Annotated in this window: 18 protein-coding genes; 1 reads left to right on the top strand and 17 read right to left on the bottom strand. The window is 58.2% G+C overall.

Annotated features, from left to right (window positions below; genetic code table 11):
* Window position 1: 1 nt before the first annotated feature.
* Both EDB95_RS09810 and EDB95_RS09805 read right to left on the bottom strand, forming a co-directional pair.
* On the bottom strand, window positions 2-205 hold the full coding sequence (locus EDB95_RS09810; protein ID WP_133993101.1) for a hypothetical protein: 204 nt from the start codon (window positions 203-205) through the stop codon (window positions 2-4).
* Entirely contained in the window at window positions 202-1,071 is an 870-nt protein-coding gene (locus EDB95_RS09805; RefSeq protein ID WP_133993099.1) for an SPFH domain-containing protein, read from the bottom strand. Before EDB95_RS09805 ends, EDB95_RS09810 begins: the two co-directional genes overlap by 4 nt.
* A 91-nt stretch (window positions 1,072-1,162) precedes the next feature.
* On the opposite strand from EDB95_RS09805, the gene EDB95_RS09800 reads away from it, so the two are divergent.
* Window positions 1,163-2,500 carry an SGNH/GDSL hydrolase family protein gene (locus tag EDB95_RS09800; RefSeq protein WP_211352067.1) on the top strand — a complete coding sequence of 446 codons (1,338 nt, stop codon included), beginning with the start codon at window positions 1,163-1,165 and terminating at the stop codon, window positions 2,498-2,500.
* Here EDB95_RS09800 and EDB95_RS09795 read toward each other — a convergent pair whose 3' ends face one another.
* The 15 genes from EDB95_RS09795 to EDB95_RS09725 form a co-directional block, all read right to left on the bottom strand.
* Window positions 2,501-3,166, bottom strand: a complete 666-nt coding sequence (locus EDB95_RS09795; protein WP_133993097.1) for a toxin-antitoxin system YwqK family antitoxin — start codon at window positions 3,164-3,166, stop codon at window positions 2,501-2,503.
* Window positions 3,167-3,192: 26 nt separating this feature from the next.
* Window positions 3,193-4,290: a TlpA disulfide reductase family protein gene (locus EDB95_RS09790; RefSeq protein ID WP_133993095.1), complete on the bottom strand. Its 1,098-nt coding sequence runs from the start codon at window positions 4,288-4,290 to the stop codon at window positions 3,193-3,195.
* The gene (hisIE, locus tag EDB95_RS09785) at window positions 4,280-4,876 is read right to left on the bottom strand and encodes a bifunctional phosphoribosyl-AMP cyclohydrolase/phosphoribosyl-ATP diphosphatase HisIE (protein WP_133993093.1); all 597 of its coding nucleotides are present in this window, start codon (window positions 4,874-4,876) and stop codon (window positions 4,280-4,282) included. The genes EDB95_RS09790 and hisIE overlap by 11 nt, the downstream gene beginning before the upstream one ends.
* Before the next feature lie 5 nt (window positions 4,877-4,881).
* Window positions 4,882-5,637 (bottom strand): imidazole glycerol phosphate synthase subunit HisF, encoded by a 756-nt coding sequence (hisF, locus tag EDB95_RS09780; protein WP_133993091.1) that lies wholly within the window; start codon window positions 5,635-5,637, stop codon window positions 4,882-4,884.
* A complete protein-coding gene (gene hisA, locus EDB95_RS09775) occupies window positions 5,631-6,344 on the bottom strand; it encodes a 1-(5-phosphoribosyl)-5-[(5-phosphoribosylamino)methylideneamino]imidazole-4-carboxamide isomerase (protein WP_133993089.1) in 714 nt (237 codons plus the stop codon). Before hisA ends, hisF begins: the two co-directional genes overlap by 7 nt.
* Before the next feature lies 1 nt (window position 6,345).
* A complete protein-coding gene (gene hisH, locus EDB95_RS09770; protein ID WP_133993087.1) occupies window positions 6,346-6,939 on the bottom strand; it encodes an imidazole glycerol phosphate synthase subunit HisH in 594 nt (197 codons plus the stop codon).
* Window positions 6,936-7,724 carry a tryptophan synthase subunit alpha gene (trpA, locus tag EDB95_RS09765; protein WP_133993085.1) on the bottom strand — a complete coding sequence of 263 codons (789 nt, stop codon included), beginning with the start codon at window positions 7,722-7,724 and terminating at the stop codon, window positions 6,936-6,938. The genes hisH and trpA overlap by 4 nt, the downstream gene beginning before the upstream one ends.
* Before the next feature lie 6 nt (window positions 7,725-7,730).
* Entirely contained in the window at window positions 7,731-8,912 is a 1,182-nt protein-coding gene (gene trpB / locus EDB95_RS09760; protein ID WP_133993083.1) for a tryptophan synthase subunit beta, read from the bottom strand.
* A 5-nt stretch (window positions 8,913-8,917) separates the two neighbouring features.
* Entirely contained in the window at window positions 8,918-9,556 is a 639-nt protein-coding gene (locus EDB95_RS09755; protein WP_133993081.1) for a phosphoribosylanthranilate isomerase, read from the bottom strand.
* Window positions 9,546-10,337, bottom strand: coding sequence for an indole-3-glycerol phosphate synthase TrpC (gene trpC, locus EDB95_RS09750; protein WP_133993079.1), 792 nt, complete (start codon window positions 10,335-10,337; stop codon window positions 9,546-9,548). The genes EDB95_RS09755 and trpC overlap by 11 nt, the downstream gene beginning before the upstream one ends.
* A complete protein-coding gene (gene trpD / locus EDB95_RS09745; RefSeq protein WP_133993077.1) occupies window positions 10,334-11,329 on the bottom strand; it encodes an anthranilate phosphoribosyltransferase in 996 nt (331 codons plus the stop codon). Before trpD ends, trpC begins: the two co-directional genes overlap by 4 nt.
* Entirely contained in the window at window positions 11,326-11,892 is a 567-nt protein-coding gene (locus EDB95_RS09740; RefSeq protein WP_133993075.1) for an anthranilate synthase component II, read from the bottom strand. The genes trpD and EDB95_RS09740 overlap by 4 nt, the downstream gene beginning before the upstream one ends.
* Before the next feature lie 5 nt (window positions 11,893-11,897).
* Window positions 11,898-13,301, bottom strand: a complete 1,404-nt coding sequence (locus EDB95_RS09735; RefSeq protein ID WP_133993073.1) for an anthranilate synthase component I family protein — start codon at window positions 13,299-13,301, stop codon at window positions 11,898-11,900.
* Window positions 13,302-13,513: 212 nt separating this feature from the next.
* On the bottom strand, window positions 13,514-14,653 hold the full coding sequence (gene hisB / locus EDB95_RS09730) for a bifunctional histidinol-phosphatase/imidazoleglycerol-phosphate dehydratase HisB (RefSeq protein WP_133993071.1): 1,140 nt from the start codon (window positions 14,651-14,653) through the stop codon (window positions 13,514-13,516).
* A gap of 102 nt (window positions 14,654-14,755) precedes the next feature.
* Window positions 14,756-15,238, bottom strand: a complete 483-nt coding sequence (locus EDB95_RS09725) for a c-type cytochrome (RefSeq protein WP_133993069.1) — start codon at window positions 15,236-15,238, stop codon at window positions 14,756-14,758.
* Window positions 15,239-15,253 lie beyond the last annotated feature (15 nt).

The raw sequence follows: 15,253 nt of genomic DNA, 5'->3' as shown, positions 1-15,253 counted from the left end.
ATTATTTGGCGCTCCCGGGGCCTTTACCCCGCTCGTTCGTTTCGGGCCCGCGTTTCTCCCGGAGACGGCCCGCCGCCTTCAACTGCTGGTTCAGCACCCACTCTATCTGCCCGTTCACACTTCGGAACTCATCCTGGGCCCACTTTTCCAGGGCCTCATACAGATGCGCATCCAGGCGCAGGGCAAAACTCTTTTTTGCACTCATTGGTATAATGTCCCCGTGTTCAAAACCGGTTGCGCTCCTCTTTCCCCGCAAAGAACCACCATCAGGTTGGACACCATGGTCGCCTTGCGTTCGTCATCCAGTTCCACGATGTGTCTTTTGGAGAGTTGATCCAGGGCCAGTTCCACCATGCCGACGGCGCCCTCCACGATCTTCGTACGGGCGGCCACGATGGCCGTTGCCTGCTGGCGCTGGAGCATGGCGCCGGCGATCTCCTGGGCATACGCCAGGTGGCTGATCCGGGCCTCTTTGATGATCAGACCGGCAGGCGCGAGGCGTTCGTTCAGCTCCGTTTCCAGGAGCTCGTTGACCTTGGCGCCGCCTTCCCTCAGCGTGATCTGCGCCCCTTCGTCCTCCATGTTGTCATAGGGGCAGGTCGTGGCCAGGTGCCGCACCGCCGCTTCGCTTTGGATGTTGACATACTGTTTGTAGTCCGCCACTTCAAACGTTGCCTTATAGGTGTCGTTCACCTGCCAGACAATGACCGCGGCGATCTCCACCGGGTTCCCCATCTTGTCGTTGACCTTGAGCACCTGCCCGTTCAGGTTTTGCGACCGCAGCGAAACGCGGGTCGTGCCATAAAACGGGTTCACCCACAAAAGGCCGTTTTCCTTGACCGTGCCGATATACTTTCCAAAAAACATACACACCCGCGACTGGTTCGGCTGGATGATCATGATCCCTTTCACCAGGAAAAAGAAGCCCAGTTCGCAAAGGATCCCCGCCACGATCAGCACTACATTCTGCCCGCCGCTGTTCGCAGCGAAGCAAACGATACCGATCACGGCCAGGGCAAGGGAAAGGAACAGGGCAAGAAACCCCGAAACGGGGCGCATCAGCTTTTCCATATAAAATTTAGTTTGATATTATTTTGATATTAAATTAAACAATTTTTTGTTCCCTACCTTTATTTTCTTTTTAGTAAAAAATAAGTTGCCCATGGCCCCGGCTGTCCGATTGTTGCCCTTTGCCCTTATCCTGCCGTTATTCAGTGCCCTGAACCCGGTCCCAATCCCGGTTCCTATCCCGGTCTCGGTTTCGGTCCCGGTTTCGGTCCCGGTTTCGGCCCCGCCCTTCGCCCCGACCCCAGGAACGCACGCCGAAGCCAGAGGGGAGGTAGGTCTTTTCACCACTTTTCCGCAGGAGCCAAAAGTGCTCGCATCCAAGCGAATCACCTGCGGAAAAGTGGTGAAAAGACCTACCTCCCCTCTGGCTTCGGCTACCGAGCTTAGGTGCAAGTCGGGAAATGTCGGGTCGGGAAGTGTCGAGTCGGTGAGTGGGAAGATTTATGACGCCGACGATCCGCATATCCGGTATACGGGGAGGGTGGACTTTTCCAACCCAAAGGTGCCCCATTTTTGGGCTCCGGGGGTGTATGTTCAGGTCCGGTTTGAAGGGGCGGCCTGCCAGGTTTTTTTGAGGGACGAAGTTTTGTACGGACACAACCACAACTATATCGAGGTCCAGGTCGACGACGAAACGCCCTACCGGCTCCAGACGCGCAGCCAGGCGGATACCCTGACCATCGAGGCCCACCTCAAGGGCAGCAGCCACCTGTTGACGCTTTGCAAAAGCACGGAATCGGGTATCGGCTTCCTGGGGCTGGCGGGGCTCCGTTGTAAAAAATTACTGGACCTGTCGCCGGCGCCCACCCGGAAGATCGAATTCATCGGGAACTCCATTACTTGCGGGACCGGGAGCGATATGTCGGTGAAGCCCTGCGGGCAGGGGGAATGGTATGACCAGCAAAACGCCTATCTGGCTTACGGGCCGTTGACGGCCCGGGCGCTGGGGGCGCAGTGGTACCTGTCCTCGGTCTCCGGCATCGGGCTTATCCATAGCTGTTGCAACATGAACCTCACGATGCCGCAGGTGTTCGACAAGATGAACATGCGCGCCGATACGATGGCCTGGGACTTTAGCCGGTACCAGCCCGACGTGGTGACGGTCTGTCTGGGTCAGAACGACGGCGTCCAGGATTCGGCCACCTTTTGCGGGGCCTATGTGCACTTTCTCCACGACCTCCGGGGGCACTATCCCGGGGCCACGCTGGTTTGCCTGAACAGCCCCATGGCGGAGCCGAAACTGACGGCGGTCTTAAAGCGGTACATTACTGCCGTCGTAGCGGAGGAGCAGAAAGAGGGGGAGAAAAAAGTGGTTTCCTATTTCTTCGCCAAATGGTATCACCATGGCTGCGGGGGGCATCCGGATCTGGTGGAACAAAAAGAGATAGCCGGTGAGTTGACCGCGGCCCTGAAGCAAATCATGACTTGGTAGTTATCCGCCTGTCTCGCCTGTACGGACCTTATACTTTTTCCCCGAATTCTTCTTATTGAATTGCTCCACCTCGGGCGGGGGCTTGGCACCGGCGGAATCGACCCGGTTCTGGGGAGCGGTGCCCCCGAACTCATTCTGGAGCTTGCCGAGGACATAGCGCTCGGTTTTGGCGACCGTCCCGGTGGAGGGATCGAAATACAGCCAGGTGCCGTTTTTGACCGTGGAAGCATCCAGCTTGACGACCCGGCGATTGGCCTTGAAAGGGTTGTGGGGATCGTCGTACACGACGACGGTGTCGTAGGGGTTCTTGGGATTGACCGACATCCAGTTTTCCTCCCGTAACCGGTCACCGGCCCAGGTAAAATACTCCTGGGTGCTGTCCTTGCTGCCCCATTTATAGTTTTCCACGGCGATGATGTCACCCTGGAGGTCGTACCGCCTCCAGATACCGTTTTTCCCGTCATTAAAATACGCTCCTTCTTCTTCATAACCCGGTTCCCCGCGGAGTTCGTCTACATGGACAACCCAGCGGCCCTGTTTGTGGTGTTGGGCGTCTACACAGTTAAGGGTATCCCCCTTCTCACTTAGTGAGTAGGTGATGCATTGGGCGTTGGCGCCCAACAGGGTGCACAAGGCCAGACCGGAGAGAAGTGAGCGCAGGTACATACGGATATAACGTTAAAAAGAGCTACTTATTGAAGCACCTCCTTGAGTTTCACCTCCAGCTCCTCGCCCCTCAGGTTCCGGGCGATGATCCTGCCCTTGGGGTCCACCAGCATGTTTTGAGGGATGCTGGAGATGTTGTAGAGCTGGGCGGCGGCATTGTTCCAGTATTTAAGGTCGGAGACCTGGGTCCAGGTGAGGCCGTCGTCGGTGATGGCCTTGACCCAGGCTTCCTTGGCCTGGTCGAGGGATACGCTGAGAATGGTAAAGTTCTTACCCTTGAATTCCTGGTAGGCCCTGACCACGTTGGGGTTTTCCATCCGGCAGGGACCGCACCAACTGGCCCAGAAGTCCACCAGGACGAATTTGCCCCGGAAGGAGGACAGGGTGACGGGGTTCCCGTTGACGTCGTTTTGGGTAAAGTCGATGGCCATGGTGCCCTCTTTACCGATGCGGGCCTTGACGATCTGGTGTTCCAGGATACGGCCATAGTAGTCCTGCTGGATCTTTGGCTGGAGCAGGGCGTATTGCGTTTCCAGCCAGTCGTATTGCTGGCGGACCTGCATGTGCACGGCGAGGATAAAGGTGCTCACGTGGGAGGCGGGATGCGCCTTTACATACGTGGCGGTCATGTCGTCGAGCGTATCCAGTTTCTGGCGGTAAATGGCAATCAGGCTGTCGGAGGCGGCGCTTCCCCGGGGTTCCTCGTTGACGCGTTGGGCCAGTTGGCCCAGACGGCCGAAATAGGGAGCGAACTGGGGTTCGAACTGGAGATAGTCGGCTTCCGAAACCGAACCCTGGACAACCGCGTTGTCAAAACCGGCATCCTTTGACGTAAAGGACATCGGGGCGGGGTCCAGGAAAAGCAGCCTGTGCTGGTTGCTGCCGGTCTCCGCGAGAAAATACAAATTGGGGTCCTTCAAAGGGCCCCGGAGGGTGAAATGCCCCCCGTGTACGATGTCTTTGGCCAGGGTATCCCGGGAAATATTCGGATTGAACAGGTATACGACGGCCCCGTCCGGGGTCCCGGGAACGGTGCCCTGGAGGGTAAAGGTAGTGTCACCAGTCTGGGCGGCGGCGGGTGCTGCCCACAGTAACAGGCACGGAATCAACCATTTATTTTGCATGTCGTTGCTTTAATACGTCGACCACTTCGGCCAGGTCATAGCCTTTGGCCCGGAGCAGGACCAGGTAATGAAACATCAGGTCCGCGGCTTCTCCCAGGAACAGGGCCTTGTCGTTGTCTTTGGCCTCGATCACCAGCTCCACCGCTTCTTCCCCCACTTTCTGGGCCACCTTGTTGATGCCCCGGGCGAAAAGCTTTGCGGTATAGGACGTCTCCGGGGAAGCACCCTTCCTGGAGGCAATCACGCCCTCCAGGTAAAATAGAAAATCTCCCGGTACGTTGGTCTCCCCCCAGCAGGTATCCGTACCCGTATGACAGGTAGGGCCCTGGGGCGTGGCCTTGATCAGCAGGGTATCCTGGTCACAGTCCAGAAGGACTTCCCCCAACAGGAGAAAGTGACCGCTTTCCTCCCCTTTGGTCCACAACCGCTGTTTGGAACGGCTGTAAAACGTGACTTTCCCGGTTTCCCGGGTCTTCGCCAGGGCGGCTTCATTCATAAACCCCAGCATCAACACCCGTAAGGTATCCTTGTCTTGAACGATGGCCGGTACGAGCCCGTCCGCGTATTTTCCAAAATTGACCTCCATATATGCTATCGTACAGGTATGTGCTGCTCTTGCAAATATCCTTTTAAATCCTGAATCCCGACCTCTTTGAAGTGAAAAATGCTCGCCGCCAGGGCCGCATCGGCGTGCCCCGACATAAATACGTCCACAAAATGAGCGGGTTGCCCACCACCTCCGGAAGCAATGACCGGTACGGGCAGGCTGTCGGACAACCGGCGGGTAATGTCGAGGGCAAACCCCCGTTTGGTGCCGTCGTGGTTCATGGACGTCAGCAGGATCTCCCCCGCGCCCCGGTTGACCGCTTCCCGCGCCCAGTCGGCGCAGCGCGTCTCCGTTTTCACCCGTCCCCCGTTGAGGTAAACGTACCATTCCCCGTCGGCTTCCTGGCGCGTATCGATGGCCAGCACCACGCACTGGGAGCCAAAGGCCAGGGCGAGCTCGCCCACGAGCTCCGGTCTCCGGAAGGCCGCGGTGTTTACGGAAATCTTATCGGCCCCGCATTGCAGGAGATAGGAGACGTCGTCCACGCTGGAGATGCCCCCGCCCACGGTAAAAGGAATATTGATGTGCCGGCTGATCCTGTCCACCAGTTCGCTCAGCGTCTTGCGCCGTTCGTTGGTGGCGGTGATGTCCAGGAACACCAGTTCGTCCGCGCCCTGGGCGGCGTACAAGGCGCCCAGTTCCACGGGGTCTCCCGCATCCCGGAGGTTTTCGAAGTTTACCCCTTTCACCGTCCGCCCGTCCTTGATGTCCAGGCAGGGTATGATCCGTTTGGTCAGCATGCTGCAAGTTCTTTAAGTGTGATGTGTCCTTCGTAAAACGCCTTCCCGACGATGGCGCCCTTACACCCGATGTCCCGGAGGCGCTCCAGGTCGGCCAGACCGGACACACCCCCGCTGGCGATAAACCATAGGTCGGGGAAGCGCTCCAGGATCTTTGTATACAAATCGATGGAAGGGCCCTGGAGCAAACCGTCCTTGCTGACGTCGGTGCAAAAAACCTGTTGTATGCCCTTTGCTTTATACCCGCCGATGAAGTCGAACACGTCCGTATCCGTCGTCTCCAGCCAGCCGCCCACGGCGATTTTTTCGCCCTTGACGTCGGCGCCTAAAAGAAATTTGCCCGGCCCGTATGTACGCATCCATTGCTCCATGACCTCCGGCTGCCGGACGGCCATGCTCCCGATCGTCGCCAGGGCCGCGCCCGAATTGAAAACGATCTGCAGGTCTTTTTCCATTTTGATACCGCCGCCGAAGTCGATGACCAGGTGCGTTCCCCCCGCGATGCGTTCCAGGACCTTCCAGTTGGCCACCGCGCCCGCTTTGGCCCCATCGAGGTCCACCAGGTGCAGGCGTTGCAGACCCGCCCCTTCAAAGGCTTTGGCGACTTCCAACGGGTCTTCGTTGTAGACTTTTTTTTGCGCGTAATCCCCTTGGGTAAGACGGACGCACTTGCCGTCGATGATGTCTATGGCTGGGATAATCTGCATCTTATAACCGCATAAAGTTTTTCAGGATCGTCTCTCCCACCGAAGCGCTTTTCTCCGGGTGGAACTGGACGCCGTAAAAATTGTCCCGGTGCAGACCGGAGCTGTAGGGCTGCACATAATCCGTCTGCGCGATGGTGTGGTCGCCAAGCGCGGCGTAGAAGCTGTGGACGCAGTAGACGTAGGCGCCTTCGCTGACGCCCGCGAACAGTGGCGTTTGCAGGTGGTCGATGGCGTTCCAGCCGATTTGGGGGACTTTGAGGGGGCGGGCCGCGGCCTCCGGCCGGAACAGGCGCACCTTTTCCTCAAAAATGCCGAGACAGGACGTATCATTCTCCTCTGAATGCGCACACATCAACTGCATCCCCAGACAGATCCCCAGCACGGGCTGTTGCAATTCGCGGATCACGTCATCCAACCCCCGCTCCCGCAGGTAATTCATGGCCGTGCTGGCCTCCCCCACCCCGGGAAAAATCACCCGGTCCGCCGAGCGGATCCGGGCGGGGTCGTCGGTGACGATGGCTTCCGCGCCGATCCGGGCGAGCGCATAGCGCACCGACTGGATGTTGCCCGCATTGTATTGGATGATGACGGTCATGGACGTATCGTTTTTATAAAACCGCGTGTCACGTCGGCGATCGAGGCACCGGCGGCTTCGGGTCCCTTGAGGGCGCGGATAAAGGCGGTCCCGATGATGGCGCCGTTGGTATGGGCGCAGGCGGCGGTAAAGGTGGCCGCGTCCTTGATCCCGAAACCAACGAGGACGGGGTTGCGCAACCCCATGCCTTCCAGGCGTCGGAAATAGGCCTGTTGATCACCCATGTCCTTGTCCCTGCCCGTGGTGGACGAGGACGAGACGGCGTAGAGAAAGCCGGTGCTCAGGGCGTCCAACTGACGGATACGCTCAGGCGACGTTTCCGGGGTCACCAGGAAAATCAGGTGAAGCCCGTGGCGTTGAAGCACGGGTGCATACAGGGTTTCATATTCATGCATGGGCAGGTCGGGTAAGATCAGCCCGTCGATCCCCACGGCGGCGGCGTCCGCGCAAAAGCGTTCAAAGCCGTATTGCATCACGGTGTTGAGGTACCCCATGAGCAGCACGGGCACTTGGATGCGTTCGCGGAACCCTTGCAACTGTTCGAACAACAGCTTCGTTGTCATCCCGCCTTCGATCGCCGTCATGCTGCTGGCCTGGATCACCGGGCCGTCGGCGAGGGGATCGCTGTACGGCATCCCCAGCTCGATCATATCCACGCCGCTCGCCTGCAGGGACTGCATGACCTCCAGGGTGGCGTCCCGATGGGGGAACCCTGCTGTACAGTATACATTCAACACGCCCTTGGGGCGGCGCGTAAACAGGGCGTCTATTCTATTCGTTGACATACATTTTTATTTCATGTGGTTCATGTAGGCTTGCATGTCCTTGTCCCCGCGACCGGACAGACAAAGGACCACAGTATCGTTTGGCGACAGGTCGAGTTGGTGGAGACCCGCCAGCGCGTGGGACGATTCCAGGGCGGGGATGATGCCCTCCGTCCGCGCCAGGTCAAAGGCGGCGGTGACGGCTTCTTCGTCCGTAGCGCTGAGGTAACGGCCCCGGCCGGTAGCGAACAGGTGCGCATGCAGGGGGCCAATCCCCGGGTAGTCCAGCCCCGCGGAAATACTGTGTGCCTCCAGTACCTGGCCGTCCTCGGTTTGCATGACCAGGCTGCGGCTTCCATGGAGGATACCGTCCCTGCCCAGTTGGGTGGTGGCGGCCGAGTGCCCGCTGTGCACGCCTTCGCCCGCGGCTTCCACCGCGATGAGTTCCACCGACGGTTCGTCTAAGAAGTGATAAAAGGTCCCGGCGGCGTTGCTTCCACCCCCCACGCAGGCGATCACCTTGGTAGGGAGTTCGCTGCCGGTGGTTTCCTTGAGCTGTTTGCGGATCTCCTCGGAGATCACGCTTTGAAACCGCGCCACCATGTCGGGGTATGGGTGCGGCCCGACGACGCTGCCGATGATGTAGTGCGTGTCCACTGGATGATTGATCCAGTCCCGGATGGCTTCGTTGGTGGCGTCCTTCAGGGTCTGGCTCCCGCTCAGCGCGGGTTCCACGTGCGCGCCCAGCATACGCATCCGCGCGACGTTGGGTGCCTGGCGTTCGATATCCTTCGCCCCCATAAAGACGATGCATTCCATCCCCATCAGGGCGCAGACGGTGGCCGTTGCCACGCCGTGCTGACCGGCCCCGGTTTCCGCGATGATGCGCTTTTTCCCCAGCCGGCGGGCCAGGAGGATCTGCCCGATGGTGTTGTTTACCTTGTGGGCGCCCGTATGACAAAGGTCTTCACGCTTCAGGAAGATGCGCGTGCCAAAACGTTCGCTCGTCCGGCGCGCAAAGTACAAGGGCGTGGGCCGGCCCACGTAGTCCCGGAGGAGCTGTTGGAACTCCTGCTGGAATCCGGGTTCCCGGATGATCTCCAGGTAGCGGCCGCGGAGCTCTTCCACATTGGGATAGAGCATCTCGGGGATAAACGCCCCGCCGAATTGCCCGTAATACCCGTTCGTATCCACACTATATACTGACATAAGGTTCAAATTGTATGTACTGCTTCTATAAATGGTTTTAAAAGATCCAGATCTTTGAGACCGGGCCGGACCTCAAACTTGCTGTTGACGTCGATGGCAAACATATTTTCCCCGGCGGGTCCCTGTGCAAATTTCCGGACGTTCTCCACGTCTTCCGGCCCGATGCCCCCGGAGAGGATAAAGGGTTTGCTGAACTGGACCTTCGACAGGACGTCCCAGTCGAACTTTCGCCCCGTACCGCCGTAGTTCTGGCCGGCGGTGTCAAAAAGAAAAAGGTCGCAAGCGCCGCTGTAGTTCCTGACCCTGTATTCCACATTGTCGTCCGGGGCTACGCGAAAGGCTTTGATCGTCTCCAACTGCTCCGAAATGCGCTCGCAAAACTTCGGTGTTTCGTCGCCGTGGAGCTGTACCATGTGCAGACCGTAGGCGTCCACGCTGCGCATCACCTCTTCATACGTGGGATTCACAAAAACACCCACCTTGTTGGTTCGCCATCGCGCCCGGCGCACCTCGTCCGGGGACAGGAGGTTGCCCAGGAAGCGGGGCGATTTTGGATACAACATCAGCCCCACGAACTCCACGCCGGCCTCGTCCAAGGCCTGGAGCTGGTCCATTTGTGTCAGGCTGCAAACTTTAATGCGCATGGGGGTTAAGTTGTTGCACAAAATTACGGAATGCCGCTCCCGGGTCTTTGTCCTTCATAAACGTCTCGCCGATCAGGAACCCTGTAAAACCATGGGCCCGCATCTCCTGTATGGTAGCGGGATTACTGATCCCGCTTTCCGCGATCCTGGGCAGCTCCGCGGGCAGCCGGTCCGCCAGCGCCAGCGAACGCGCGATGTCCACCTGGAAGGTCTTCAGGTCCCGGTTATTGATCCCCACCAGGTCGACCTCCGCACACACATGTCCCAACTCCTCTTCCGTATGCAGCTCCAGCAGCACTTCCAAACCCAGCGATTTCGCCAGCGCACCCAGCGTCTTCACCCGTGCGGGTGTCAGACAGGCCGCGATGAGCAGGATCACGTCCGCGCCCATGGCCTTTGCTTCCAGCACCTGGTATTCATCGATCATAAAGTCCTTGCGTAAGATGGGGATGGCGTTTTTTCGAGCCTCGGCAAGGTCTTGTTTGCTCCCGCCAAAAAACTTCTCGTCTGTCAGTATCGAAAGACCCGAAGCCCCCGCTTCTGTATACGCCGTCGTAATGGCTGCTACATCCGCGCCTTCCAGGAAGACCCCTTTGGACGGCGACCGGCGTTTGAACTCGGCGATGATCCCTGTGCGGGTAGGATCGGCCAGGAATTTCTTCAACGAATAGGTCGTCTGTCCGAACAACGGCGAGTTTTGCAGCGTCTGTTCGGACACCGCCTTTTTCGCCGCTTCCACTTCTGTTGCTTTGTGCGCAACGATGGTATCCAGGATGGTCATGCTTGCAGGGATATGAGTTTTTCAAGTGCCTGGTAGGCCTTTCCGCTCTCCAGGCTTTCCAGGGCCGCGTCGTAACAAGCCGTATAGTCCCCGTGCCGGCCCGTGCAAAAGAGGGCCATGGCGGCGTTGGCCACTACGACGGCGTGTTGGGCCCACGACCCTTCTCCTTTCAGGATGTGCAGGAACAGCTTGGCGGCTTCCTCGACCGTATTCCCCCCGTACAGGTCCGAGGGGAGCACCGAGCGTTTGCCCAATTGTTCGGCGGAATATATTTTTTCCCCTGCATTACGGATGACCTTGGTATCCCCCGTCAGCGAAATCTCGTCGTACCCGTCGAGCCCATGGATGATGGTAAAGGCCTGGTTGCCCTGCTGGAGCAGGTAGTTGTAGACCCTGGCCATCTCCAGGCTGTACACGCCGATCAGTTGGAAAGGCGGGAAACAGGGGTTGACCAAAGGGCCCAGCATGTTGAAAAAAGTCCGCACGCCTAAGTTGCGGCGGATGGCACCCACGGCCTTGAGCGCCGGGTGGAATTGCGGGGCGTGGAGGAAGCAGATGTTGCTTTGCTCGACTTCTTTTTGCAGCGCTGCCGCGTCATTTTTGAACTTATACCCCAGTTGCTCCATTACGTTGGACGCACCGCTGATGGTGGAAGCCCCGTAGTTTCCGTGTTTCGCCACCTTTTGCCCCGTCCCTGCCACGACAAAACAAGACAGGGTGGATATATTAAACGTATTTTTTCCGTCCCCACCGGTCCCTACGATGTCGATGACGTCATACCCGTTCATATCGATGCGCACACAAAGTTCCAGCAAGGCATCGCGGAACCCCTGGAGCTCCTCGATGGTGATGCTTCGCATGAGGTAGACCGTGATAAAGGCCGTCACCTCATATTCGCTGTACGTTCCCTTGGAGATCTGCACCAGCGTTTCCTTCGCCTGCTCGCGGGTGAGCGTTTTGTGCTCGAACAGGTATTGCAAAATCTTCTTCATAGTTTCAACCAGTTTTTGAGGATGTTTTCGCCCAGCGGCGTCAGGACGCTTTCGGGGTGAAACTGCACACCCGTCACGTCAAAGCGTTTGTGTTGCAGCGCCATGATCATGTCGTGCCCGTCCCGGGCGGTGACCTCCAGGTCCTCCGGAAATCCGTCTTCCCCGACGACCCAACTGTGGTAACGTCCGACTTCCAGTCTTTTTGGTAAACCCTTGAAGATAGCTGCCCCGGTCACTTGAATGGGCGTCGCCACCCCATGATACACCTGGCTCAGGTTGACCAGCGTGGCGCCAAATGCTTCGCCGATCGCCTGGTGTCCCAGACACACGCCGAGGATGGACTTCGTGGGCGCGTATTCCTTGATCAGCGGCAGCAGCAAACCTGCTTCGGTGGGTATGCCCGGACCCGGGGACAGGATGATCTTGTCATAAGCTTTTACGTCTTCCAGGGGGATTTGATCGTTGCGATACACCTCCACTTTTTGGTGGAGGATTTTCTCCACCAGGTGGACCAGGTTGTACGTGAAGGAGTCGTAGTTGTCAAAAACAAGTATGCGTGTCATGGTTTTTACAGCTGCTCGGCCAGCTCCAGCGCCTTTTTTAGTGCGTTTAATTTATTGTTCACTTCCTGCAATTCGCTCTCCGGGTCGGAGGCCGCCACGATCCCCGCCCCTGCCTGGTAGTAGAGGTGGTTGTCTTTGCTCAGGAAGGTCCGGATCATGATGGCGTGGTTCATGCCCCCGTCAAAACCGACAAACCCTATCGCTCCCCCATAGTATCCCCGGGGGGTGGGCTCGTAGGCGTCGATGAGCTGCATGGCCTTGAACTTGGGCGCGCCGCTCAGGGTGCCCGCCGGGAAGGTCGTCGCCAGCAGCCGGAAAGGGTTGGCCTCCGCCGGGACCTTGCCCGTCACCTCGCTCACCAGGTGTATGACGTGTGAATAATACTGCACCTGCCGGTATTCGGAGACCTCCACTTCGGTACACGAACGGCTCAGGTCGTTGCGGGCCAGGTCCACCAGCATGACGTGCTCGGCATTTTCCTTCGGATCCTGGAGCAGGCGTTCGGCCGCTTCCTTGTCGATGACGTCGTCGCCGGTCCTGCGGAAGGTCCCTGCGATCGGATGGATGATGGCCTTGTGGTTGCGCACGATGAGCTGGCTCTCGGGGCTGGACCCCATCAACCGGTAGTCTCCATAGTCAAAGAAAAAAAGGTAGGGTGAAGGATTGATGCTCCGGAGCGCGCGGTAGACGTTAAACTCGTCGCCGATAAAAGACCGCTCGAACCGACGGCTGAGGACCACCTGGAACACATCCCCCCGGTAACAGCTTTTGATCCCCTTGCGGACCATGTCCCGGTAGGTTTCGTCTTCCATGTTCGAGGTTTCTGCGCCATTTGTCCGGAAGGGGTAGACGGGCACGTCCTTGGACCGGATCAGCGATTCCACCGCCGCCGCCTCGCTTTCCATACCCTTGACGACGTTTTCGCAGAGGTACAGCTCCTCCTTATAGTGGTTGATCACGATGACATACTGGTACAACCGGTAACGCATCAACGGAATACCCTCCGAGCGTTTGAACACGACCGGCTCAAAAAACTGCTCGGCGTCAAAGGTGGTGTACCCGAACAACCCCTGGGCCAGGGCCGCGGCCCGGTCCTGGACGGCGTTCACCTCGAACCGCTGCATGAAATGCCAGAGCAGGTCCGGAACCGAGTCCCCTTTTTGAAGTGTCTGGGTTTCCGCTTCCTCCTTTGGCACCTTGGTCTCTATCCGTTCCAGGCTCGATATTTCGATGCCCGCCATCGCATTGATGCCAATCAGGGAGTAGCTGTTCTGCCCCGCGTGAAAGTCCGTGCTCTCCAGGAGCACCGTGTCCCGGAAACGGTCCCGCAGCCGGAGGTAGATTCCGACGGGGGTGAAGACGTCGGATAGCATTTTTTTGTACGTGGTCGTAATCGTGATCTTGCTCATTGTGGTCCATTTTTCCCGTTCAGGGCCCGCTTAAAACTCCGAGGGCCCGCTGTGTACAGCGGGCCCTCGTTTGGTTATTTGCATAATATGCAAGGCTCTGTTACACAGCGTTCAGAAAACTGACACCGTGCCACCACCAAGACATATTTTGAATTTGATTGTTCATCGAGTGCAAATATGGGGGGAAAAAACATTTTTTGCAAAAAAAAGTTTTATAGCATCTCCTTTGTGGACGGGAGGTGGTTGCTCAGTGGGTCTCTCTTCACCGCCATCCTGATCGCCCGCGCCAGCGCCTTAAAAATCGCCTCGATCTTGTGGTGCTCGTTGTCTCCGCGACACACCACGTTCAGGTTGCACCGGGCCGCATCCGAGAACGATTTGAAGAAATGGAAAAACATTTCCGTGGGCATCTCCCCGATCTTTTCCCGCTTGAATTCCACGTCCCATACGATCCAGCTCCTGCCGCCAAAGTCGATCAGCACCCGTGCATCCGCGTCGTCCATCGGCAGGGCAAAGCCATACCGCTCCATCCCCCTTTTGTCCGCCAGCGCCAGCGCAAAGGCTTCCCCCAGCGCGATCCCCGTATCCTCGATGGTGTGGTGCTCGTCGACGTGCAGGTCGCCCTGCACCCTTATCCCCAGGTCCAGCCGCCCGTGACGGGCGATCTGGTCCAGCATATGGTCAAAAAAACCGATGCCCGTGTGGATGTCCGACTTGCCGCTGCCGTCGATGTTGAGGCTGACGGCGATTTTGGTCTCCGCCGTGTTCCGTTCGTGGGTAACCTTGCGTAGCCCCAGCTTTAGGAAAGCATAGATGTTTTCCCAGTGCGGGCTTTCAAGGGCAATGGTGTCTTTTAACGTGGTTGCGTTTTCACCGATCTCCCCCGCCCCGAGGCTGGGGTCGTTGTTCAGCCAGATGGCCTTGCAACCCAGGTTCTTCGCCAGTTGCACATCGGTAATGCGGTCCCCGATCACAAAGGAATGCGCCAGGTCGTATGCGGGGTTGTGCATATACTTGGTTAACATCCCCGTATTGGGCTTCCGCGTCGGCGCATTGTCCTTTGCAAATGTCCCGTCGATGTGCACGGCGCTGAAAACGATGTCTTCCTGTTTCAGCGTCTCCAGGATAAAATCCTGGACCGGCTGGAAGTCGCTCGTGGGAAAGCCGGGCGTTCCCAGCCCGTCCTGGTTGGAGACCATGACGAGCTCGTAGTCAAATTCCCGGGCGATCCGTCCCATCCACTCAAACATGTGCGGATAGAAGGCAAGCTTTGCAAAACTGTCGATCTGGTAAGTGGGGGGCGCCTCATTTATGAGCGTGCCGTCCCTGTCTATAAATAAAACGCGCTTCATCTGGTTTATTTTAATGGGCGCCTCCGGCGCCCAGCCCGAAGGGCCATAATTAGCGGTGTTGCGGCGGCAGCCTAAATTATCCGCTTAGGCTGCCGCCGCAACTCATTTAACGCCGTCTTGCACCCGCACCGCCTTGACGTCCGCCGCGGTGACGGCCGCCGCCTTGTTCCCAAAGCTGTGCCGCACAAAGGTCAGCACGTCGGCAATCTCCTGGTCGTTCATCGTGGTATGCGGGGGCATGACGTTGTGGTATTCGTAGTCGTCTATGGTCAACGGTGTCTTCATCCCTTCCAGGACGATCTTGACCAGGGCGCTTTTGTCGCCCAGTACATAGGTTGTTTTCACCAGGGGCGGGTTCATGTTCATGACGCCCGTGCCGTCGACCTGGTGACAGGTCAGGCACTGCACCTGGTAGATTTTTTTGCCGCGCGCGAGTTGCGCGGCCAGCGGGGTGGTTTGCGCGGGCGACGCGGCCGTTTCCGCGGGCGTGGATGCGCCCGGCGCGGGTGCGACGGCTTTTTCCGCCGGCGACGCGGCGATTAGACCCAGGCTGAGCATGGCGATGATGGTGGCTAATAGTTTCATTGATTCATTGTTATT

The organism is Dinghuibacter silviterrae (genome assembly GCF_004366355.1).
Taxonomy (GTDB): domain Bacteria; phylum Bacteroidota; class Bacteroidia; order Chitinophagales; family Chitinophagaceae; genus Dinghuibacter; species Dinghuibacter silviterrae.
This window is presented reverse-complemented; position numbering and strand designations above follow the sequence as displayed.

Excerpts from the sequence above, each read along its gene's own strand:
- EDB95_RS09740 (WP_133993075.1), bottom strand. The coding sequence starts at position 11,892 with ATGACACGCATACTTGTTTTTGACAACTACGACTCCTTCACGTACAAC.
- hisF (WP_133993091.1), bottom strand. The coding sequence starts at position 5,637 with ATGCTGACCAAACGGATCATACCCTGCCTGGACATCAAGGACGGGCGG.
- EDB95_RS09725 (WP_133993069.1), bottom strand. The coding sequence starts at position 15,238 with ATGAAACTATTAGCCACCATCATCGCCATGCTCAGCCTGGGTCTAATC.
- EDB95_RS09735 (WP_133993073.1), bottom strand. The coding sequence starts at position 13,301 with ATGAGCAAGATCACGATTACGACCACGTACAAAAAAATGCTATCCGAC.
- EDB95_RS09795 (WP_133993097.1), bottom strand. The coding sequence starts at position 3,166 with ATGTACCTGCGCTCACTTCTCTCCGGTCTGGCCTTGTGCACCCTGTTG.
- hisH (WP_133993087.1), bottom strand. The coding sequence starts at position 6,939 with ATGACCGTCATCATCCAATACAATGCGGGCAACATCCAGTCGGTGCGC.
- hisIE (WP_133993093.1), bottom strand. The coding sequence starts at position 4,876 with ATGGAGGTCAATTTTGGAAAATACGCGGACGGGCTCGTACCGGCCATC.
- trpA (WP_133993085.1), bottom strand. The coding sequence starts at position 7,724 with ATGTCAACGAATAGAATAGACGCCCTGTTTACGCGCCGCCCCAAGGGC.
- hisB (WP_133993071.1), bottom strand. The coding sequence starts at position 14,653 with ATGAAGCGCGTTTTATTTATAGACAGGGACGGCACGCTCATAAATGAG.
- trpC (WP_133993079.1), bottom strand. The coding sequence starts at position 10,337 with ATGACCATCCTGGATACCATCGTTGCGCACAAAGCAACAGAAGTGGAA.
- hisA (WP_133993089.1), bottom strand. The coding sequence starts at position 6,344 with ATGCAGATTATCCCAGCCATAGACATCATCGACGGCAAGTGCGTCCGT.
- EDB95_RS09800 (WP_211352067.1), top strand. The coding sequence starts at position 1,163 with ATGGCCCCGGCTGTCCGATTGTTGCCCTTTGCCCTTATCCTGCCGTTA.
- EDB95_RS09790 (WP_133993095.1), bottom strand. The coding sequence starts at position 4,290 with ATGCAAAATAAATGGTTGATTCCGTGCCTGTTACTGTGGGCAGCACCC.
- trpD (WP_133993077.1), bottom strand. The coding sequence starts at position 11,329 with ATGAAGAAGATTTTGCAATACCTGTTCGAGCACAAAACGCTCACCCGC.
- trpB (WP_133993083.1), bottom strand. The coding sequence starts at position 8,912 with ATGTCAGTATATAGTGTGGATACGAACGGGTATTACGGGCAATTCGGC.
- EDB95_RS09810 (WP_133993101.1), bottom strand. The coding sequence starts at position 205 with ATGAGTGCAAAAAAGAGTTTTGCCCTGCGCCTGGATGCGCATCTGTAT.
- EDB95_RS09805 (WP_133993099.1), bottom strand. The coding sequence starts at position 1,071 with ATGGAAAAGCTGATGCGCCCCGTTTCGGGGTTTCTTGCCCTGTTCCTT.
- EDB95_RS09755 (WP_133993081.1), bottom strand. The coding sequence starts at position 9,556 with ATGCGCATTAAAGTTTGCAGCCTGACACAAATGGACCAGCTCCAGGCC.